We start from the raw sequence: 22,433 nt of genomic DNA on the forward strand, positions 1-22,433 counted from the left end.
GTCTTTCCCTTACGAAATTTTATTAGATTTGCCGTCTTATTTTCAAAGCTTATAAATTAATTTACACATAGACTACACCATGCAAGGTAAAGGGGTTATTAAATTTTTTGCTGTATTAGTGGCGCTTGTTTGCTTGTACCAGCTTTCGTTCACCTGGGTAACCAAAAAGGTAGAAGATGATGCCAGGGCTTATGCTAAAGGCAACCCGGAAAAAGAAAAAGCTTACTTAGATTCTATTTCAAATAAACCGGTTTATCCGTTGTTTGGCCATGACTATCAGTATTGTAAAAACAATGAGCTGGCCTTAGGTTTGGATCTAAAAGGCGGTATGAACGTTACCATGCAGATCTCTTTGAGTGAGCTGATCCGTACGTTGGCCAACAATAATCCGGATGTTACCTTTAATCAGGCTTTACACAATGCAGATGTAATTGCAAAAACAAGCCCTGAAAACTACATCGATATTTTTATGCGCGAGTATAAAAAGATTAGTCCTAACGGCAAGTTAGCACCTATTTTCTCTACACAGGCTAACCAAAGCAACTTAAAATTTGATGCCAGCAACAGCCAGGTTGAATCTTATTTACGCGAGCAATCAAACACTGCCGTTACCCAATCATTTAACATCCTGCGCAGCCGCATTGATAAATTTGGCGTAACCTCTCCTAACATTCAGCAGCAAGCAGGTAACCGCATCTTAATTGAGTTACCAGGCGTGTCTGAATCCAGCAAAGAGCGTGTACGTAAATTGCTGCAAGGTTCAGCTAAGCTGGAGTTTTATGCTACATATGATAACACCGAAGTTGCACAATTACTGTTCAACATTAACGGTATAATAGCAGCTAAAAACAAATCAACAGCTAAAAAAGATACTACTGCAACCGCAGCTACAGCAGTTGCTGATACGGCTAAAAAAGGTGGTTCATTGTTAAGCAAGGTTAAGCAAAACTCGGCTAAAGATACTTCAGCTGCGTCATTGAAAAACAAAAGCCAGCTAACAGAAACACTTCCTTTATTGTCTATACTACAACCTAACGCAGGGCAAAGTGCAAACGGCATGCAGCCATATCCTGGTCCGGTTGTGGGTTACTCGTTGATAAAAGATACTGCTAAAGTAAATTCATATTTAAACAGTCCAGACGTTAAGGCAGTTATCCCAAGAAACATGAAGTTACTTTGGGCAGCTAAACCTAACGAAGGTGGCACAAAGGCTCTTTCTTTATATGCCATTAAGCTTTCAGGTGCCGAAAATGGTCCGGTTTTAAGCGGTGAAGTTATTACCGATGCCAAAAGTGATTTAAATCAAACTAAAGGCGGCTACGAGGTTTCCATGGCAATGAACTCCGATGGTGCTAAAACCTGGAGACGTGCTACTGCTGAAGCTGCCGGTAACCCTACCGATCCTAATGATAACCGCTCAATCGCCATTGTACTCGACGAGAACGTGGTATCTGCTCCACGGGTAGATAATGAGATTGCTGGTGGCCAGTCCTCAATCAGCGGTAACTTTACTCAGGATGAAACTAAAGACTTAGCTAATGCATTAAAGGCTGGTCGTTTGCCTGCTCCTGCTCGTATTGTGTCTGAAGATATCGTTGGTCCGTCATTAGGTCAGGAAGCGATCAACAACGGTTTAGTATCGTGTGGTGTTGGTTTGATTGTAGTATTGTTATTCATGATACTTTATTACAATAACTCAGGTGTAGTTGCCGACATTGCAGTGTTTGTAAACGTTTTCTTCCTGATGGGTGTATTAACCAGCATACATGCCGTATTAACGTTACCTGGTATTGCCGGTATCGTGTTAATTTTAGGTATATCGGTTGATGCTAACGTACTTATTTATGAACGTGTTAGAGAGGAACTTGCTTCTGGTAAATCTAAACGTTTAGCCATTGCAGATGGTTACAAACATGCCTTGTCTTCAATTCTCGATTCCCAAATCAGTAGCTTCCTTACCGGTTTAATCCTATTCATTTTTGGTACAGGGCCAATACAAGGTTTTGCTACTACCTTGATGATCGGTATCCTGACATCATTGTTCTGTTCTTTGTTAATCTCACGTTTAATATTTGAATGGATGCTGGATAAAGACATGAATATTAAATTTTCGAATGCATGGAGCTCTAACTTATTTAAGGGTGCCAACTATGCGTTCGTAAAAAACCGTTTCAGATTCTATGCTTTCTCAGGTATATTTATTTTGGCCGGTATAATCTCTATGTTTACACGTGGATTTAGCTACGGCGTAGATTTCCAGGGTGGCCGCAGTTACGTTGTACGTTTCGATAAAACGCTGACTACCCAAGATGTTCGGAGTGCTATCGACAACACGCTGGGCAAAGGTAAATCAGAAGTTAAATCTTTCGGTTCGGGTAACCAGGTACGTATTACTACCAACTACCTGATAGAAGATAACACCACGGTTGCTGATAATAAAGTTGAAAGCACGCTGCGTAAGGGTTTAAGCCAGGTTTCTCCTACCTTTAAAATCATGAGCTCGCAAAAAGTTGGGCCAACTATCGCTAATGATATCAAAACATCGGCGATATGGACTGTAATTTTTGCTATCCTCGTTATATCCGCTTATATCTTAATCCGGTTCCGCAGATGGCAGTTCAGTTTAGGCGCCATGGTGGCTACGGCACACGATGCGTTGCTGGTATTATCGTTCTTCTCTCTGTTCAACGGTGTGTTACCTTTTGCATTGGATATAGATCAGGCATTTATTGCAGCTATCTTAACTGTAATAGGTTACTCCATTAACGATACTGTGGTTGTGTTTGACCGTATCCGCGAGTTCCTTAACCTGCACCATGCCAAGACCGATGATCCGGCTGTAGTAGTTAACCAGGCTATTAATAGTACACTAAGCCGTACCATTATTACTGCTTTAACTGTTATCTTTGTGCTCATCGTATTATTTATATTCGGTGGTGATGTGATCCGCGGATTCTCGTTTGCCTTATTGGTGGGTGTGTGCTTTGGTACCTACTCATCCATTTGTGTGGCAACACCGGTAATGCTCGATTTTGGCGGCAAGAAGCTCAACTAAAATTTCATTATAAATTTTTATAAAAGGCTTCAAAGAACATTTGAAGCCTTTTTTGTTATACAAACAGACATCAACCTTACACGCAAATTGTTTAAAGAACATGGATGCAAAACAAAACACAAAATTTCCACTGGTAGTAATAGTAGGCGGTGGCTTCGGCGGTATTGAGCTGGCCAAACACCTGGCTAAAGAGCCGGTTGAAATATTATTACTTGATAAGCATAACTATCACTCATTCCCTCCCCTGTTATACCAGGTGGCTACCGGAAGCCTGGAGTGTGAAGCTATAGCCTTTTCATTGAGAAAGAACTTTGAGGGGCAAAAAAATCTGCGTTTTAGGGTTGCCGAGGTTACCGCAGTAAATACAGAGAACAACTACCTTGAAACGACCATTGGCGAGATAGCTTATGACTACCTGGTAATGGCCACCGGATCGACTACCAACTTTTTTGGCAATAAAGACATTGAGCATTATGCCATGCCTATGAAGACCATACCTGAGGCGCTAAACCTGCGGTATATGTTTTTACAGAATTTGGAGCAAGCGGTAATAGCTCCCACTAAAGAGGAACGCGACCCATACGTTACTTTTGTAATGGTTGGAGCGGGCCCAACGGGTGTTGAACTTGCCGGTTCTTTTGCCGAATTACGTAATCATGTATTAAGCAAGGATTACCCGGAGCTGCGCAAAGAGGATATGAAAGTTTATCTGGTCGACTTTTTACCAAAGGTTTTAGGTCCAATGTCTGACGAGGCTTCAAAAAAAGCGCAGGAGTTTTTAGAGAAGATGGGCGTTGAAGTACTGCTTAACGTAAAGGTTGCCAGCTATGACGGTACGGAGTTGAAATTTGAAGACGGACGGGTTATACGGACCAAAAACGTAGTATGGTCGGCAGGTGTAATGGGTGTTGTGCCACAGGGTATTGCTAAAGAGAACCTGGTGCGCGGCAACCGCATCAAAACCGATGAAATTTGCCGTGTGGTAGGTACAACCAACGTATTTGCCATTGGCGACGTAGGTGCTTCGGTAACAGAAGCAACACCTAATGGTCACCCCGGTGTTGCGCAAGTAGCCATTCAGCAGGGAAAAAAGCTGGCAGAGAACTTGTCGCACTTGGTTAAAGGTGAACCAACCGAGCCATTCAAATACAAAGACTTGGGATCAATGGCAACCATTGGCCGCAATAAGGCAGTTGCCGATTTAGGTAAAATTAAACTGAGCGGCTTTTTTGCATGGTTAATTTGGATGTTTGTGCATTTGATATCACTGTTGGGCTTCCGTAATAAAGTTATCACTTTCATCAACTGGCTGGGTAGCTATGTTACCTACAATGGCGGCACACGCTTAATTATACGTCGTTACGTACGCGAGGTTGCTCCGGAGGCTGCAGCCGCAGCACAGCTGCCTAAAACAGACTAATGACTATTTAAGTAAAAAAGAAAGGTTGGAAATGCAGGTTAATTTTACTAACCTGCGTTTCCAACCTTTTATCATTTAACGGCATTCCAATTAGAGGAGTAGGACTTCGTCTTATCTCTTTAAAACCATTTTATAATGCTTAATACCGGCCTCTTCAAATTCGGGCCCAATTTTAACGAAGTTAAACTTTTCATATAATGATACCGCCTGGATTTGCGCATGCAGGTATACGTTATCAACCTCTGCCGGTAAGTCGTTTAACACGGCTTGTACAAGCGCTTGTCCTACTCCCTGCCCTCTATAATCTTTTAGCACCGCAAAACGCTCCAGCTTAACCCCTTTATCGGTTTTGCGCCAACGCGATGCTCCTGCAGGAGTATTATTAACTGTAGCTAAAAAATGGTTTGACTGATCTTCAAACTCGTGCTCCAACTGAGGCGGACAATTTTGCTCAACCACAAAAACCTCATGGCGTATGGCAAATACTTTTTCCAGATCGTTCTGTTCGGTTACCTTACTTACTTTTACTTCTCGAATCATTTATACGTTGTGTAGTATGTTTTGATCTTTCTGATTTACTTTCGTGATTTAAGTTAGCAGCGTCAATAGTATGTGTACAACCTAAGTCATCCTCCGTTTTAGCAAGTTCAGATAGTCGTACGTAAAATTTATGAATCTGCTCCAGCTCATGCTCGCTCAGGTCTTCGATATTCACCATACGATTACTGGCACCTTCCATTGCGGCTATTAACTCATTAAGCTTCAAATGCAGGGCTCTAGAATCCTTGTTCTGCGCTTTTTGGATAAGAAACACCATTAAAAAGGTTATTATAGTAGTACCGGTGTTGATAACCAGCTGCCAGGTTTCAGAAAAATGAAACACCGGGCCACTGGCACCCCAAACTATTACAACCAGGGCAGCTAATATAAATGCCCCTGAACTACCTGTTGCAGTAGTTGCCCAATTGGCAAACTGCTCCATAAAACTGCTTTTCTTTTTAGACATGATCGGCTGATATATTTAAAGTAAATATCATAAAAAAGCGCCGGTACTTATAGGTACAGACGCTTTCCTTTAAGTTTATACAGTAATTACAGTTTGCTGTTTACGTCAAGACAATTCAAATCGGCAAAAGCCTGAGTTAAACGCTTAACAAAGTTCTCTTCACCCTTGCGTAACCAAACACGTGGATCGTAATACTTTTTATTAGGTGAATCTTCGCCTTCAGGATTACCGATCTGCGATTGAAGGTAACCTTCTTTAGATTTGTAGAAATCTTTTATGCCTTCCCAGAAAGCCCACTGCATGTCAGTGTCAATATTCATTTTAATGGCACCGTAAGAGATGGCTTCGCGAATTTCTTCCTGACTTGAACCAGAACCGCCGTGAAACACAAAGTTGATTGGCTTTTCGGTCTCAATAATGTGTTTCTTCTTTAAAAACTCCTGAGAGTTATGTAAAATAACTGGTTGTAACTTGACGTTGCCTGGTTTGTAAACACCATGCACATTACCAAATGCAGCAGCTACCGTAAAGCGCGGGCTAACAGCCGATAAGTGCTCGTATGCATAAGCAACTTCCTCAGGCTGGGTATATAAACGCGAACTGTCAACATCGCTGTTATCCACGCCATCTTCCTCGCCACCGGTTACACCCAGCTCAATTTCAATAGTCATGTTCATTTTGGCCATGCGAGCCAAGTATTGAGCTGAAATTTCAATATTTTCTTCTATTGGCTCTTCAGATAGATCGAGCATATGTGAAGAGAAAAGGGGCTTACCAGTTTCAGCAAAATGCTTTTCACCGTGTTCTAACAAGCCGTCAATCCACGGTAATAATTTTTTAGCAGCGTGATCGGTGTGCAGAATTACGGCTACACCATAGTGTTCTGCTAACAAGTGTACGTGTTTGGCTGCAGATACGCCGCCTAAAATGCATGCCTGCAGTTTCGAATTATCAAGTGATTTACCGGCATAAAATTGTGCGCCGCCGTTTGACAATTGTATAATAACAGGTGAGTTAACTGCTTTGGCTGTTTCCATAACGGCATTAATAGAGTTAGTGCCAATTACGTTAACAGCAGGCAAAGCAAACTGATGCTTCTTTGCTGCCTCAAACATTTCCTGCACCTGATCACCGTGCAAAACGCCTTTATAATTTTTTAAATCCATATGCGAATGTATGTTTATGCTACGAATGTATAAATTTATATAAGTGATTTGAAATGTATTACAGCATTTTACGCAGATCGTTCATATTTTTTAAATAATCACAATTTTCGATACATATAGGCAAACAATTAAGTAAGATTATTTTTGTTTCTTTGCATCGGTTAATATGAAAGATATAGCAATGGCTTGGTTTAAAAGAGAATCAAAAGGTATTACTACCTCCACTGAAGATAAAAAAGAAGCCCCGGATGGTGTTTGGAATAAGTGCCCTAATTGCAAAAGGCCCCTGCATTATACCGAGCAGGTAGAAAACCAATATGTTTGCCATTATTGCGGTTTCCACTTGCGTATTGGATCAAAAGAGTATTTCTCGGTTTTATTCGATAATAATGAGTTCACTGAACTTTTTGCCAACCTGCGCTCGGGCGACCCGCTTGAATTTGTAGACACAAAGAAATATAGTGACCGTTTAAGAGATACAATGTCTAAAACAGGCTTAAACGATGCTATACGTGCGGCCCACGGTTTGGTAGACGGTCAGCCGTTAATGGTAGCTTGTATGGATTTTAACTTTATAGGCGGCTCAATGGGCTCGGTAGTAGGTGAAAAAATTGCCCGGTCTATCGATTATAGTATTGCTAACAAAGTGCCGTTCCTCATGATTTCAAAATCAGGTGGGGCGCGTATGATGGAAGCAGCGTTTTCCCTGATGCAAATGGCTAAAACATCGGCAAAGCTGGCACTGCTGGCTAAAGCACGTGTACCATATATTTCGCTTTTAACCGACCCCACAACCGGAGGTGTTACCGCATCTTATGCTATGCTAGGTGATATCAATATAGCAGAGCCAGGTGCATTGATCGGGTTTGCTGGTCCGCGTGTAATAAAAGAAACTATTAAAAAAGACCTGCCTAAAGGCTTCCAAACCGCAGAATTTTTACAAGAGCACGGTTTTCTGGATTTCATAGTAGACAGACGAGAAATGAAAGAAAAATTAGCGTCCTTTTTAAAAATGATGACTAACTAAACAAAAAAGGCTTTGCGGGAATCGCAAAGCCTTTTTTGTTTGGAACAGCCTTGTAATGTTCGATATCATATCTCGTTCACTTGTTGGCTTTTTTAAAACTAATGCGTCGGTTTATAGGCAACGGAAAAATACAGCCAGTGCCTGCCCAATTCCTTTACACCTATACTGAAATCAAAATTGTTCCACACAAAATGCTTTCCGGCTGGTTATTGTTATTCATTTACCGATAAACATAGTATACATCATGGATAGCATTAATCAACAACAGCCCGAAGATAATTTCAAGAACTTGCAGGGCGAAGAGGCCAAACAAAAAATTAAGGAGTTGGCCGAAAAGACCGAAACTTGTTTCTTTTGTTCTAACATAAAAACAGGTGTTCCCATCTCTACACGCCCTATGGCTGTACAAAAGATTGATGATGAAGGTAATTTTTGGTTCTTAAGTGCTGACGATAGCCACAAGAACGAAGAGATTTCTCATGATCCCTTTGTCCACCTTTTATTTCAGGGGTCAGCGCATTCAGACTTCCTGAACATATATGGCATAGCCGAGATTAGTAAGGATAAAGAAAAGATTAAAGAATTGTGGAAACCCATACTTAAAGCGTGGTTTACTGAAGGTGAAGATGACCCTCGCATAACCGTTGTAAAAGTGGAGCCTACTGAGGGTTACTATTGGGACAATAAACACGGCAACGCCATAGCTTTCCTTAAGCAAGCAGCAAGCGCTGTTGTAGGCAAAACGCTGGATGATTCAGTGGAAGGCAAGCTTGAAATGGAGGATTAATAACCTCGAATGCAATTATGAAAGGCCCTGTTGTGCATCGCATACCAGGGCCTTTCTATTTAATTTAACATGTCAGGAATAATTGCAACCTTTACAACGTATATACAATAGATGAAGTACATCATAAATAAGCATCCATTAGCTATACGCTGGTTCCACTGGCTTAATTTCCCCTTGCTAGCCATTATGATCTGGAGCGGGCTGCTTATTTATTGGGCTTATGACCCCTACGCTATAAAACTGTTTGGCCACACAATTTTTAAATTCTTCCCTGAGTGGTTCTATCAAAAATACCATATCAAACGCCGGCTCGCTGAGGGCATGGCATTTCATTTTGTTTTTATGTGGCTGTTTGCTATAAACGGCTTTTTATACGTTTTATACACAGCAATATCCGGCCAGTGGAGAAATTTGCTACCTCAAAAAAGCTCGTGGCGTGAGGCATGGCTGGTATTGCTGCACGATTTGCATATTCGCAAAACTGCTCCGCTTGTAAACAAATACAATGCTGCACAACGCATAGCTTACACAGCTATACTTATTATGGGCGTGGGCTCGCTACTTACCGGGTTTGCTATTTACAAACCTGTACAACTTAGTTGGTTAGTGCTCATTTGCGGGGGGTACAAAACCGCCCGGCTTATTCATTTTACGCTTACAATAGGCTATTGCCTGTTCTTTGTAATACACATTGTTCAGGTGGCTTTGGCTGGCTGGCAAAACTTTTTTAGTATGATACGTGGCTTTGAAGTAACCGATAAACCTATTGCTCCAATTGTTTCTAAAACCGTAGAAGATGTCAAAGCAACAAAAGAGTAAAGCAAAGCTACTACCGCTCACAGAACCCTACGATAAGAAAAAGGTTACCCGACGTACGTTCATATCTACATTGACCTTTGGCGCCGGAGGGGTATTAGCTTACCTGGGCTGGAACAAGATTTACCTCGCACCAAAAGAGACAACGGCCGACGCAACCGCAGGTGCACGTGCTCCTTTAAGAAAAGGCCTGGATGCAAATGGCGAACTTTTTGAAAGTACCATAGGGCCGAATGATTTCTCGCGTACTTATCCCAAGTCAGCAGCAGTTAAAAAACCTCGTATAAACGGCGACGTAGGAATAACAGATAAAAGTGTAGACGACTGGCAATTACATATCATTAAAAGCCCATCTGAGTCATTAACAATATCTATAAACGATTTAAAGAAACTCCCTAAAACAGAATTTGCTTTCGAGTTTAAATGCGTTGAAGGCTGGAGCCAGATAAGCCATTGGGGCGGTGTTAAATTTAGTGATTTTATGAAGCACTATGGGTTAGCTGAACAAGCCAAACTCGCTTACGTTGGTATGCATACGCCCGATAAGAAGTATTATGTGGGTATTGATATGCCAAGTGCATTACATCCACAAACCATTTTATGTTACGAGGTAAGCGGTCAACCGTTGTCCCCAGAACACGGCGCACCACTGCGGCTCATCATACCCACTAAGTATGGCATTAAAAACCTAAAACGGATAGGTACATTATTTTTTAGTGATGAACGACCGCCAGACTATTGGGCTGAACGCGGATATGATTACTTTTCGGGGTTATAGCAGCGTATACTCACGAACCAGTATTTACTTCTTCTTTCTGTAAAAGCGGTTTATTACGGCCTCCGTCTGTGGCAGTAATTCTTACGGCTGCTTTCTCAGTAGCAAAAGATGCTACCAAGCACGTCATTAAAATAAGTATGATGGTACCGTTCAAGATATTACCATCTATAATTCTGGCTTTAAAACCTACCAGTATGATGGCCATAGTGGCTGCGGCGTGCGAACTACTGAGGCCAAATATTAAGCCTCGCTGTGCGTTAGAATATCTAAAAACGAGCTGTGTGATCAATGCACTTATCCACTTACCTGCCAACGCTACTACAGTAAGTACACCGGCAATCATCAATGCGTGGTAGCCGTTAAACAACACATGTAAATCAACCAGCATACCCACACTAATCAAAAAGAAGGGAATGAAAATAGCGTTACCCACAAATTGCACTTGATTCATTAGCTTAGAACCAGGTGGCACAAGCCGGTTAAGTGCCAAACCAGCAGCAAATGCACCTACAATTGGCTCTATACCAGCCAGCTGAGCCAAAAAAGCCGAAACAAATACCATAAATAGTATAAAAATGAAGTGCGTGGTTCTTTCATTGGTAACCCTTAAAAAAAACCAGTTTGCCAGGCGAGGAATAGCGATGAATTCAATTAATGAGAATACGATTAAAGACGCCGTTAAACGCAACCAAAACACGGCTGTTAATCCGCCAGCAACCGATCCCATTACAACCGCCAGAATGATAAGGACAGCAGTGTCTGTTAATATAGTGCCACCAACTGTTACCGCCACGGCTTCATTTTTAGAGATACCGTACCTGCTGATGATCGGGTACGCCACCAGCGTATGGGTGGCAAACATACTGGATGTTAATATGGAGGTAAGTAAAGGATAACCCAGCACATAGTAACAAACCGGGAATCCTATTAGTATGGGAACAGAGAAGGTAAGAAAACCAAAAAGCAAGCTCTTATGCTTTTTCTGTTTAAAATCATTCAGATCAAGCTCAAGACCGGCAATAAACATGATGTAAAGCAATCCGATAGTCGAAAACAAATCAGTCGCAGCATTCTTTTGCAAAACGTTAAGCCCGTGCGGACTTACTGCTATACCAGCCATTATAAAACCTACAACAGCTGGTACCCGTATTTTTTTGAGCAGCAGCGGCGAAAGTAAAATAATGAGCAATACCAACATAAACATCAGTACCGGGTTGGTTACCGGCAACTGAAACTTAGATAGTATTTCATCAAACATATGTTTATTCATAACGGCAATAACTTATAGCATAAAAGTACATGATGTTGATAATAGGGTTTGCACGCCAACCGTCAAAACTTCGCTATAATTTGCTTCGCTTCATTGTTAAACCTCTGCCAGATATTTGTGTACGAAACTGATTGCCATTGATCCCTCTCCTACAGCAGAAGCTACCCTGTTCATGGCACCGGCACGTACATCACCGGCGGCAAAAATGCCGGGGCAGCTGGTTTCCAAAAGGAACGGATCGCGTGGCAGTTTCCATGATTTGCCAAAGTTATCGTAGCTGGCTAAGTCGCGCCCGGTTTCTATAAAGTTGCCTTTACTTTTTATAATTCCCATCTGTATCCAATCTGTATAAGGCTTGGCTCCTATAAAGATATAAAGGGCTGTTGCTTGCTTTTTAACCGTTGCCTGCGTGTTTACATTTATCAATGTAAGTGCCTCAAGGCAATTTTCACCGTGGGCTTCAATTACTTCTGTACATGGCAATACGGTTATATTGGGTGTGTTATCAATTTGTTCAATCAAATAGGCAGACATAGTTGCTGCAAGGCTTTCGCGACGGATGACGACGAAAACGTTTTTAGCAAACTTTGACAGGTACATAGCTGCCTGGCCTGCTGAATTGCCCCCACCAATGATGTAGACTTCCTTATCCTTGCAAGCAACAGCCTCGGTTATCGCGGCGCCATAATATATTCCCGCACCGGTAAACTTATCCACACCATTCACTTCCAACTTACGGTAATCAACGCCCGTAGTTATGACAATAGAACGGCTGATTACCTCAGAACCATCATCCAAAATAACATATTTATAACCATCACGCTCCTGTATATCGGCTACGGTATGCGGTGATAAAAATTCAGCGCCTAAACGCCGCGCTTGACTGATAGCCCTATGGGTGAGATCGGCTCCGCTTAAACCTGCCGGAAAGCCGAGGTAGTTCTCAATCCGCGAACTGGAACCGGCCTGACCACCAGGTGCTTTACGCTCAATAAGCAAGGTCTTTAACCCTTCAGACGCGCCATAAACAGAGGCAGCCAATCCGGCCGGACCAGCGCCTATGATCACCACATCGTAAATCTGGTTGGTTAGTTGTGGGCTAATACCTATTTTGACAGCTATATCAGCAATGGAAGGTTTTGATTGGTAAGATCCGTCCTCAAAAAAAACAACCGGCAGTTGTTCATTGGTCAGCTTATTAACCGTAAACAAATTCTTGGCCTCTTCATTACGTTCAATATCCAGCCATTGATACGGAATTAAGTTACTCCCAAGGTAATCTTTTATGGTGTGCGATTGCGGCGAAAACTGGTAGCCAATAAGTTTTATACCCTTAAAAACCGGAATGTAGTGCGTATGCCAGTCATCTAGCAAATCGCTCACCACCGGGTATAATTTCTCTTCGGGCGGATCCCACGGTTTCATCAAGTAGTAATCGAGCTGCACATCGTTTATGGCCTTGATAGCTGCATCCGTGTCAGAATATGCGGTAAGCAACACACGCTTTGCATCAGGATAAATTTTGGCCGCCTTTTGTAAAAAGTCAACACCTGGCATTTCGGGCATGCGCTGGTCGCTTATAAATAGGGCTACAACGTCGCCGGCATTTTTTAGTTCAAGCAAGGTATCCAGCGCTTCTAACGCAGATTCTGTGCTCATAATTTTGTACTCTTTGCTGTACTGAGCTCTTAAATCACGACTGACAGCACGCAGAACCTGCACATCGTCATCAATAATTAGTATAATGGGGCGGGTCATAAAACAATATTCAATATTTGGTAGATAAAATTATTAGCAACTCTCAATAGGTATACAGACAATAAATTCTGTTTTACCCGGCTCGCTGTTTACTTTAACTGATCCCTGATGCTGCTGTTTGATAATCCGTTGCACCACTTCCAAACCCATACCTGTGCCTTTACCCATCTCTTTTGTAGTAAAGAACGGGTCAAAAATGCGACTTCTTATATCCTCTGCTATACCAGGGCCGTCATCGGCAATTATGATTTCAGCAAATTCGCGGTCTTTCCTTGTATGGATACTTAATGTTCCTTTGCCTTTGGCACTCATGGCGTCGATGGCATTATCAATTAAATTTGTCCAAACCTGGTTCAACTCTCCTACCAGCATCTTTACGGGTGGCAATTCAGGGTCGTACTCTTGTACAACCGTAATGTTATTTGCTCTTATTTTATGCCCCAACATGGTAAGGGTATTACGTATACCGGTATCAACCGGTGCGTACTGTCTATCTTGCCCCCTATCCATATGCGTAAAGGTCTTAATAGAAGTAATTAAATCTGCAATGCGCTCAGAAGCGTGGTGTATATCAGCTACCATTTTCTCAGACAGCAAATTGTCGTTTATCCAGCGAAAAACCGGAGCAGCAGCCTCTGGGGTTACGTGCCTATAAATTGCATCTAAATCTGCGGAATTAAAACCTTGTTCAACAAAGTTTTCGGCCATTTCGTCGCTGTCATCAATTTCGTGCTCTTCAAACCAATCCAGCAACTCACCTTCCAGCCTGCTACGCTCACGCAATGTAAGGCGGTCGTCTTTTTTGCTGTCCAAAATACGGGTCAGCTCTGCTTTAACGGCTGCAACTTTGTCTGCATCTAAATTGACGGCTAAAAGCTTGGCAAAGAGCTGCGGCTGTGCTTTTAAATGCTGCTTTAATAAGGCTGCATTACGAACAATTGATGAGGCAGGGTTGTTAAGCTCGTGAGCCAGACCTGCAGATAATTTCCCCAAGGCCATCATCTTCTCATTTTGCTGAATAATGGCTGTAGAATCGCGCACGCGGTCGCTCATCAAACTCACAAGTGCCTGGGTCAACTCATAAAAGTCCCTGATCAGTTCGGGGCATTTTTCCCTCGGCAACATCATAATTTGTGTAGTCTCTACTGCAATACCATCACCTATAGCCACCTTGGCTCTGGAGTAAGGTAAAAAGCCGGTAACTTGTCGTTCGTGCATAGAGACCAATTCCGAACGGACACCGTTGCGCATTAGGTAAATACGAATGCGTCCTGCAACAATAAAGATGGTACCGTCGAGCGGCATATCACGCTTAAAGATATAATCACCTTCGTTAAGTTCCTGGTGGTCACTGTTGTCTATCAGCCATTGCAACTGTTCATCAGGCACTGGGTTAAGCGCTTCAATACTTTTTAGCCATGGAATGGTAACCTGTTGCATATTGTTGGCAATTTAAACATACAAATTGAATTATCTACACATGAAAAGCACGACCATTCAACAACAGAAAAGCATGGCGAATGCCATGCTTTAAACGTTTAATCAAAGGTTACGAACAGCGAGCTCCGCTCCAGCGGCAAAACATTCTTGCTTCGGTGCCCTTTCCCTTCGGTATCTTCCATTAGCAATATTTGTCCCTCATTAAATATGCGCTTCTCGCCCAGCGAGGTTTCTATCTCTACAGCGCCATCCAGCAGAATTACATACTGTTTTTGGGGCGCCGTGTGCAGGTCATTGTACCCAGGCGGAACTTTGCGGAACAGCAGATTACTTACTTTAACCTTTTCAGATAAATAACCAATAGGACCTTTATCAGTTAACGGATATTCAATGTCCTCAAAACAGCTATCGCCGTTGGCATTGTTATAAACACGTGTTACCTTGAATGATTGCATAAATCTGTGAGTTAACTAGCCAAAAGCCGATTCCATTGGGGATGACGTTTTAAATATACCTGCACGTAAGTACACATAGGTACCAGCTTTAAATGATGCTGCTCAATATAATTGAATGTTTTTTCAACAATAGCTTCAGCAACACCTTTTCCTTTTAATTCGGCCGGCACTTCGGTATGTATGAGATATATTTTCTCATCCTTAATTTTGTAATCGATAAACGACCGGTAACCGTCAACAACCAATTCAAAATTGTGAATGGCTTCATTGTTAACCAGTTCAATATCTGGATATTTCATTTCTCTATTTTTCTACTTATTTTTACCGGGTGGTACTTGGTTAACTTTACACAAAAACATACTGGTTGGCTAAATCTATCTCTTCCATTGTTATGGTATGTGGCCGGCCCGGATATACCTTTAAGGTTACTTGTGCATGGTGCTGCTTCAAAATCTCGACACTCTCCTCGACACGAGTTAGCGGCACATGCTGATCGGGATCACCAGTTGTTATCAGCACCGGGGTTCCGCCAAAATCACCCGTATAGTTCTCGGGCTGTAACTGCTCACCTATCAGGCCGCCGGTAAATGCAACGGCACCGCCGTATTGTTTAGCATTACGGCTTATATACTCCAATGTTAAACACGCCCCCTGAGAAAAACCTATAAAGTATATTTTTTCAGCCGGAATACCCTCGGCTATTATCAGTTGGACCAAAATATCAATAACTTCAATTGCTGAATCGAGCGCCGGCTGGTTCTGCTTGTCGGGCGCCATAAAGCTGTACGGGTACCAGCTATTGTTACTGGCTTGTGGTGCATAGAGCGCAAAGTCTTCCACATTTAGCTCGGCAGCTAAACTCAAAATATTGGCTGCATTGCCACCACGGCCATGCAACATAACCAGGGCCCCCTTCGCATTGGCTGCAGGGGCTCCGGCTGTTTTATATTGATTGCTATGTGTGTACATGATTAGATCAATTTTGGTAAAGTAGTTTCTAGACTGGCGCGGTACTCTTCGTACTGTGCAGGCAGCTTTAAATGTGTGCCTAATTCGGCTACAGGTTCGTCAACGCTAAAGCCCGGGTTATCGGTAGCTAGCTCAAACAGTACGCCTCCTGGTTCGCGAAAGTATAGTGAATAGAAATAATTACGGTCGATTTTTTCGGTAATATGCAAACCCAGTGCTGCAATTTTATCCCGGTACTGCATCAGCACTTCCTCATTTTTAACCCTGAATGCTACGTGGTGAACAGAACCACCAGCTACATGACCAGCAGCTTCACCAGGTACCTCAACCAAATCTACAATGTTTGCATTATCAACCGCATCAGTTACAAAACGGTAGCGATTCACGTGTTGCTCCAGTAAACGGTAACCAAACACGCCGGTCAAAATATCGGCAGTTGGCTGCATTTTGTTAGTAGTGATGGTTATATTGTGAAACCCTTTGGTCGCGTTTTCGGCATTCACTTCTGCAGTTTCCCAGGGCAAGCGGTAATCTGCTGTTTTAGATGCTATCAATTCCAGTTTAAGACCGTCAGGATCCAGGAAGGTTAAATAAGGCTCGCCAAATTTTTCGGCTACTTTGTTGTAAGTTACATTGTGTTGTTCAAAGCGTTTCACCCAAAAGTCGAAACTGTTTTCGGGCACTGAATAACCTATTTCGGTAGCCTGCCGGGTGCCGCGGCGACCGGTCATGATGTTTTCCCAAGGGAAAAAGGTTAAGATAGAACCGGGAGTGCCTTGTTCATCTCCATAGTACAGGTGATAAGTTTGAGGGTCATCAAAATTAACCGTCTTTTTCACCAGGCGCAGGCCTAATACTTTGCTATAAAAATTAAAATTGCGTTGGGCATTGCCAGCGATAGCTGTGATGTGATGTATGCCGTTTATTGAATTTTCCATGGTTGTATTTTTAAATTTGTTATGATGGTTTTGTTGATTACTGATTAATGATATGACCGTTATTTGAACTTGCTCCAATTGATTTTGAGGTAACTTACACTCATACATAATGCTGCTGATATTTGTGCTGGGTTTGATTCCGGAAAACCTAATGCGATCAGTTGTGCTATAACTTTCATCTTTGTTTGTTTTGATAGTTCAAATGTCGGCACTCTGCAGCCGTTCACTCTTAACGTACATTAAGAAATGATTGAAGATCACATTTTACAGCCATTTGCTTTGAGCGTTCACAAACCTTAAGAAAAGGCATTAAACAAAAAAAGTCATGCCTTCAAGCAATGAAGGCATGACTTTGTCAAAAAGGGTGCACGATGCTGGTAACTCTAAAAAAGCTTAGTTAAGCTTAATTTCGACCCGGCGGTTAAGCGCACGGGCTTCCTCATTTGTGTTTGTAGTTATAGGCTTGCTTTCTCCCCAGCCCCTAACAGTCAAATTAGCACCATTTATACCGCCATTTATAAGATATGATTTCACCGAGTTGGCTCGATCTACCGACAATGACTGGTTATGCTCAGCCGTTCCTTCGGCAGACGAATGACCATTGAGGGTAAATTTCGCTGACGGGTCCTTCTTCATTTCTCCTACTACTTTATCAAGCGTTTCATACGAGCCTGTTTTTAGCACGGCTGAATTAAATTCGAACTGAATATTACTGAAATTGAAATTTGGTTTAGCTGGCGGCGTTGCAGGTTCCTCTTTAGGCTGCTGTGCTGGCGCCGGCGCCTGTGCTTGTGGCGGCGGTGCGGGCTGTGCCGCAGCTGGTGGCGGAGCCGGTTTGGCTGGTAATTTTTTAGTTTTGCAGGCTCCAAACGAGAGGCCCAACAAAACAGTAACAGATAAAAAATAGATTTTTGGCGCTTTCATAGCAATGTTATTTGCGTAAACATATAAAACATCTACAACCTGTCCAATATTGCGCTGAACATTAACAACTATTTAACTTAATGCCGACTATTGACAACATGCAGATTTAATATCATTATTGAAACCATTCTCCATTTAACTATTGGAATAACAGGAATCAAGTCACCGTTTTCAGGCAGTGTTTTAAGAAAGACATATAACATATTAGCTTCTGCTTCAAAAGTCTCTTCGTAAGCAAAAATAAATTGATTCAATAATGCTTACTATTATAACACCTAAAACAAGTTTGCAAGGAAGCACGAAAAGATCTCCGTGTTTTACTGCAAAGCGCGTTTGTACAAGTTGTTTTACAATAAATATGTAAAACAACTTGTACAAACTATACTCCCAAGAAAAAAGGCACCTAGGCATGAGTAACTATACCTAACAAATCTTGCCTTGTAAGCGACCTAAAGCCAGAGGCATCAGTAATGATGCTGCCAGCAAGCTCACGCTTGGTCTCTTGTAATTGCATCATCTTCTCTTCAACAGTGTTCGGACAAATTAACCTTACAGCAACTACGTTCTTTTTCTGGCCAATACGATAAGCTCTGTCTATTGCCTGATTTTCTATCGCCGGGTTCCACCAGGGGTCAACAACGTATATATAATCGGCTGCTGTTAAATTTAATCCTGTTCCGCCTGCTTTTAAGCTCACCAGAAACACACGCGTCTCTGCGTTTTCCTGAAAATCATTTACTACACCTTCCCGGTTCCGGGTGTTGCCTGATAAAAATGCATGACCAATATGATGGCGTTGCAGCTCCACGCGTATCAGGTTAAGCATGGTAACAAACTGCGAAAAGATCAAAATTTTGTGATGCGGTGCTTTGCTTTGTATCTGTTCCATCAGTACATCGATCTTTGCCGAAGCATTACCGGGCAGCTTCTCTCCTTTCAACAACAAAGGCGAATCGCAAACCTGACGCAACTTTGTGAGGCCTTTCAAAACGTACATTGATTTTTTAGGAAGACTTTCCTGGGTAGTGGCCGAAATAAATTCACGGAACTCTTTTTCGTAAGCGTCATAAATTTTACGCTGCTCGGTTTGCATCTCACAGTGTAACACTATCTCGGTCTTTTCGGGTAACTCATTGGCTACTTGCTCCTTTGTTCTACGTAACACAAACGGCCTGATTTTCTCTTGGAGCTCCTTTGTACGCTTACTTTGCTGAAACTGGTCAATGGGTGTAAGATAGATTTCTTTAAAATACTGCTTGCTGCCTAATAAACCCGGGCTTGCAAAAGAAAGCTGGCTGTACAAATCGAAAGTGTTGTTTTCGATAGGTGTGCCGGTAATGGCTATTTTGTTACGTGATTTGAGCAAGCGCACAGCCTTGTACCGCTGTGAATCGGGGTTTTTAACATTTTGTGATTCATCCAGAAAAATATAGTTAAAGTAATATTCTTTCAAAAAGTTCACATCGCTCAACAAGGTGCCATAGGAGGTTAAGATTAGCTCGTACCCATCAAAGTCCTCAACGCTTTTTACCCTACCTGCGCCGTAAACTGTGTGAATTCTGATTGAAGGCGCAAACTTTTGCACTTCGGCCTGCCAGTTAAAGATTAGCGAGGTGGGTACTACGAGCAAATTGGTGTTGTGTTTAGTTTTCTGCCGCTGCAACAGTATAAAAGCAATAATCTGTATGGTTTTACCCAAACCCATATCATCGGCCAAACAGCCTCCAAAATTGAAGTCGTCTAAAAAGTTTAACCAGTTAAGCCCTTGGTGCTGATAATGCCGTAGTGTGGTTTGCAGCTCGGGCGAAACTTGTACTGATTGTATCTCATTAAAGTCATTAAGCTTTTGTTGGTAATTATATATTTCTGCTTTTACTTCTTCATCCAGCATAGCATCGTCGTATAGTTGTGCAATGGATGTAAAGTTTGCCTTGGGTGTATAAAGCAGTTCATCATTACCTATTTCGGCGGTATTGAAATATTGCGTAAAGCGTTCTACCCATTCGGCTGGTAAAACGCCCATAGTGCCGTCGTCTAACTGTACAAATTTGGTTTTGTTCCGAATAGCTTTATGCAAGTGCTTCAAGGCAGCACGCCGCTTTCCGAAATACACCTTTAATTCTGTATTAAACCAATTTATACCACTTAATACCCTTACCGATATTTTTGCCTTGTGCGGGTTGAGGTTATTGCCGCTTAACTCATTAAAGCCAAATATGGTGATCCCATCAGCATACCAGTCTTCAAAGGCGTTCAGAAACCAATCCTCATTCAAAAACTTCTTCTTGTGCAGGTAAAAGTATTGCAGGTCATCAGTAAGCTGTTCTTCAAAATCGGCGTGTTGTTTGAGCAGTAAAGCGGTAAAATTCCTCTCGGCTTCCTCATTACGTTGCACCGTGAAATATTTACCTTTATGATCTATTGCATTGATTTGCTTTTGCGAACGTATGGCAATTTCCACTTCGCCATAGCGCATAACAGGCACAATCATTACATGCTGACCAAAATCCGACAGGTAGATGATTTTTTCTGCATCTCTGGTAAATCCCTGCTCGGCCAACTGACTTTGATTGGCCGGCTTGATGTAACGATAATTAATCTTGGTGCCGTCCTCCAGCTTATTTAATATCTGTGCCTGAAACAGGCTATACTTAGACTGGTGTATGAGCAAACTTTCGGCACGGCGTTTAAAAAAGTTTATGGTGCCCAGCATTTGCAGGTCCTTAACTAAAAACAACTTATTATTTAATTGTACAAAATAGCCGAACTTGATTTCGAGATCTGTAAGTTTAAGCGTGTTATCACCTATCAAAAGGGTACCCGATATTTCAAAAAAATGGCCTTTTTGTTCAACGGTCAGCTCTATATTGTTAATAATAACGCTTAAGCTTACTTGTTGCAAGGCTGTTGCCGTTACCTTTTCTGATACAGCGCTTTGATGTATGTAAGATGGTAAATTCAGCGGATTACGTATTGCAGCCTTTAAGCTGTTCAGCGCAGAGGCTGTTACTTTACCGTCGACACTATTTTGAAAACGGGATATAGCAGTATAGAATTTTAATTCAAGCGGATCATTCGTATCCCATATCAGCTCTAATGCGTTTACCGGACTAAGCGGGTTTTTGATCTTTCCATCTCGCGTTACCGGCGCATCATACAATTCAAGCATCAAGTGCTTGTAATACTTATGCTGCTTCAAAACCAAAAATCGCGTGGTGCCATCCTGCAGCTCTCCGGTCCGGTAAAAAGCATGTGGTTGCTGGGGTAAAACCAAACCCTTTACTATGTTTAAACTTTCGGGTGTAACAGGGTATAGTGCAGCATTCTTAAGTTCAATTATCGTTTTACTGTCACTATGCCGCAGATCAAAATAACTATCCAAATCCGGCTCGTCCTGTAATCCGTAATCAACTGCCAGCTTAAGCTGCAGATCGTACCGAAACCGCTCATCAAAAAAAAGGCGATAATCTTCCTTGTAAATGAGTTGGCGTAAAACCTCTGCCTGATGCTCACACAGTTGGGTTTTGGGTTGCTTACATGGGCAGGTGAGCATTAAATGTTCACCTTGTTGCAACACATCTACCACTGGAAACCCGTCTGAACGCAGTTGAACTTTGAAAATGCCATGATCTATACTTAAGTACTCAGCGGTTATTTCTGTATCCAACGAATCATAACTACCGCCGTGCCGGGCAATAACAACCTCTGTAAGCGAACTAACCGTAACATTAGGTATGGTGTATACTACAGGAAAAGAATGTGGGTGTGGTTGAACCGGCTCCATGACTGATGTTACCTGCAAAAATAAATTTATACCTTGATAAAGCTGTCTTGATTGAACGGATTAATGCCTGATTAATCGTCAATCAATCGCTGTACCTATCATTACGCCAGGGATACGCGGTATTGGAGTAGCCACGGTCTTCCCAAAAACCAAGCCTGTCCTCAGTCATAAACTCAATTCGCTTAATCCACTTAGAACCTTTCCAGGCGTATAACTGGGGTGTGATCATACGAACCGGGCCGCCGTGTTCAACGGGTAGTGGCTGTCCATCAAAAGTGTGTACCAAAAGTACATCGGGCTTTAGCGCTTCCTCAAGCGATATATTGGTGGTATAGGTATCGTACCCATAACACATGATGTGGGTTGCCGTTTCATGGGGGTGGACCAAGGCTGCCAAATCAAGCATACTCACCCCTTTCCAGTGCATGTTTAATTTAGACCAAGTAGTAACGCAATGAAAATCGGATGTATCCTTGGTTTGTGGCAATGCCATAAAGTCTTTCCAGGTAAGCCTTACCGGGTTTTCAACAGCACCATCAATGGTGAGCCGCCAGCGATCGAGTGGAATGTTTGGCTGATACCCTAAATCCAGAACCGGCCATTTGGTAGTTGTAGTTTGACCAATGGGTACCGCCGGCATACCATGCCGGTTAAGATTGCCAGAGCCGCGGGGAGTATCATCAGCCACAGATGGCGTTTGCGCCATCTTTTCCTCAAAACGGGCCTTTAGCTTCATACGGGCCTCAATAATGCGGTTTAATTTTTCTGACTCCTCCATAAGATAAATGTAAGTATAATAGGCAAAAGCAGCAACCTACAATAAGGCATGTTGGCAAAAGC

19 protein-coding genes are annotated in these 22,433 nt (G+C 42.3%); 6 read left to right on the top strand and 13 right to left on the bottom strand.

Annotated elements, in window-relative coordinates; all coding sequences use genetic code 11:
* The first annotated feature begins 79 nt into the window (after nucleotides 1-79).
* A complete protein-coding gene (gene secDF / locus ABDD95_RS11775; protein ID WP_345947522.1) occupies nucleotides 80-3,055 on the top strand; it encodes a protein translocase subunit SecDF in 2,976 nt (991 codons plus the stop codon).
* A gap of 100 nt (nucleotides 3,056-3,155) precedes the next feature.
* Nucleotides 3,156-4,475, top strand: coding sequence for an NAD(P)/FAD-dependent oxidoreductase (locus ABDD95_RS11780; RefSeq protein ID WP_345947523.1), 1,320 nt, complete (start codon nucleotides 3,156-3,158; stop codon nucleotides 4,473-4,475).
* A gap of 111 nt (nucleotides 4,476-4,586) precedes the next feature.
* Here the strand turns inward: ABDD95_RS11780 and ABDD95_RS11785 are convergent, their stop codons facing one another.
* The 3 genes from ABDD95_RS11785 to fbaA form a co-directional block, all read right to left on the bottom strand.
* Nucleotides 4,587-5,015 carry a GNAT family N-acetyltransferase gene (locus ABDD95_RS11785; protein WP_345947524.1) on the bottom strand — a complete coding sequence of 143 codons (429 nt, stop codon included), beginning with the start codon at nucleotides 5,013-5,015 and terminating at the stop codon, nucleotides 4,587-4,589.
* The gene (locus tag ABDD95_RS11790) at nucleotides 4,990-5,481 is read right to left on the bottom strand and encodes a low affinity iron permease family protein (RefSeq protein ID WP_345947525.1); all 492 of its coding nucleotides are present in this window, start codon (nucleotides 5,479-5,481) and stop codon (nucleotides 4,990-4,992) included. Before ABDD95_RS11790 ends, ABDD95_RS11785 begins: the two co-directional genes overlap by 26 nt.
* 86 nt (nucleotides 5,482-5,567) lie before the next feature.
* Nucleotides 5,568-6,647 (bottom strand): class II fructose-bisphosphate aldolase, encoded by a 1,080-nt coding sequence (fbaA, locus tag ABDD95_RS11795; RefSeq protein WP_345947526.1) that lies wholly within the window; start codon nucleotides 6,645-6,647, stop codon nucleotides 5,568-5,570.
* Nucleotides 6,648-6,828: 181 nt separating this feature from the next.
* Between fbaA and accD the strand changes: the two genes are divergently transcribed.
* From accD to ABDD95_RS11815, 4 genes are all read left to right on the top strand, one after another.
* Entirely contained in the window at nucleotides 6,829-7,674 is an 846-nt protein-coding gene (accD, locus tag ABDD95_RS11800; RefSeq protein WP_345952104.1) for an acetyl-CoA carboxylase, carboxyltransferase subunit beta, read from the top strand.
* Between the two features lie 244 nt (nucleotides 7,675-7,918).
* Complete coding sequence (locus ABDD95_RS11805) at nucleotides 7,919-8,461, top strand: pyridoxamine 5'-phosphate oxidase family protein (RefSeq protein WP_345947527.1); 543 nt, start codon at nucleotides 7,919-7,921, stop codon at nucleotides 8,459-8,461.
* Nucleotides 8,462-8,572: 111 nt separating this feature from the next.
* Nucleotides 8,573-9,280: a cytochrome b/b6 domain-containing protein gene (locus ABDD95_RS11810; RefSeq protein ID WP_345947528.1), complete on the top strand. Its 708-nt coding sequence runs from the start codon at nucleotides 8,573-8,575 to the stop codon at nucleotides 9,278-9,280.
* Entirely contained in the window at nucleotides 9,258-10,055 is a 798-nt protein-coding gene (locus ABDD95_RS11815) for a molybdopterin-dependent oxidoreductase (protein ID WP_345947529.1), read from the top strand. The genes ABDD95_RS11810 and ABDD95_RS11815 overlap by 23 nt, the downstream gene beginning before the upstream one ends.
* Before the next feature lie 10 nt (nucleotides 10,056-10,065).
* Here the strand turns inward: ABDD95_RS11815 and ABDD95_RS11820 are convergent, their stop codons facing one another.
* The 10 genes from ABDD95_RS11820 to ABDD95_RS11865 form a co-directional block, all read right to left on the bottom strand.
* Complete coding sequence (locus tag ABDD95_RS11820; RefSeq protein WP_345947530.1) at nucleotides 10,066-11,325, bottom strand: cation:proton antiporter; 1,260 nt, start codon at nucleotides 11,323-11,325, stop codon at nucleotides 10,066-10,068.
* A gap of 96 nt (nucleotides 11,326-11,421) precedes the next feature.
* Complete coding sequence (locus ABDD95_RS11825; protein ID WP_345947531.1) at nucleotides 11,422-13,083, bottom strand: FAD-dependent oxidoreductase; 1,662 nt, start codon at nucleotides 13,081-13,083, stop codon at nucleotides 11,422-11,424.
* A gap of 33 nt (nucleotides 13,084-13,116) precedes the next feature.
* A complete protein-coding gene (locus ABDD95_RS11830) occupies nucleotides 13,117-14,523 on the bottom strand; it encodes an ATP-binding protein (RefSeq protein ID WP_345947532.1) in 1,407 nt (468 codons plus the stop codon).
* Between the two features lie 98 nt (nucleotides 14,524-14,621).
* Nucleotides 14,622-14,978, bottom strand: a complete 357-nt coding sequence (locus ABDD95_RS11835; protein WP_345947533.1) for a hypothetical protein — start codon at nucleotides 14,976-14,978, stop codon at nucleotides 14,622-14,624.
* Between the two features lie 11 nt (nucleotides 14,979-14,989).
* Nucleotides 14,990-15,277, bottom strand: coding sequence for a GNAT family N-acetyltransferase (locus ABDD95_RS11840; RefSeq protein ID WP_345947534.1), 288 nt, complete (start codon nucleotides 15,275-15,277; stop codon nucleotides 14,990-14,992).
* 46 nt (nucleotides 15,278-15,323) lie between these two features.
* The gene (locus ABDD95_RS11845) at nucleotides 15,324-15,947 is read right to left on the bottom strand and encodes a dienelactone hydrolase family protein (protein WP_345947535.1); all 624 of its coding nucleotides are present in this window, start codon (nucleotides 15,945-15,947) and stop codon (nucleotides 15,324-15,326) included.
* Nucleotides 15,948-15,949: 2 nt separating this feature from the next.
* Nucleotides 15,950-16,885: a ring-cleaving dioxygenase gene (locus ABDD95_RS11850; RefSeq protein WP_345947536.1), complete on the bottom strand. Its 936-nt coding sequence runs from the start codon at nucleotides 16,883-16,885 to the stop codon at nucleotides 15,950-15,952.
* Between the two features lie 393 nt (nucleotides 16,886-17,278).
* The gene (locus ABDD95_RS11855; RefSeq protein WP_345947537.1) at nucleotides 17,279-17,809 is read right to left on the bottom strand and encodes an OmpA family protein; all 531 of its coding nucleotides are present in this window, start codon (nucleotides 17,807-17,809) and stop codon (nucleotides 17,279-17,281) included.
* Between the two features lie 403 nt (nucleotides 17,810-18,212).
* Nucleotides 18,213-21,593: a DEAD/DEAH box helicase gene (locus tag ABDD95_RS11860; RefSeq protein WP_345947538.1), complete on the bottom strand. Its 3,381-nt coding sequence runs from the start codon at nucleotides 21,591-21,593 to the stop codon at nucleotides 18,213-18,215.
* Nucleotides 21,594-21,675: 82 nt separating this feature from the next.
* Nucleotides 21,676-22,371 carry a sulfite oxidase-like oxidoreductase gene (locus ABDD95_RS11865; RefSeq protein WP_345947539.1) on the bottom strand — a complete coding sequence of 232 codons (696 nt, stop codon included), beginning with the start codon at nucleotides 22,369-22,371 and terminating at the stop codon, nucleotides 21,676-21,678.
* Between the last annotated feature and the right edge of the window lie 62 nt (nucleotides 22,372-22,433).

Source organism: Mucilaginibacter sp. PAMB04274 (assembly GCF_039634385.2).
Lineage (GTDB): Bacteria > Bacteroidota > Bacteroidia > Sphingobacteriales > Sphingobacteriaceae > Mucilaginibacter.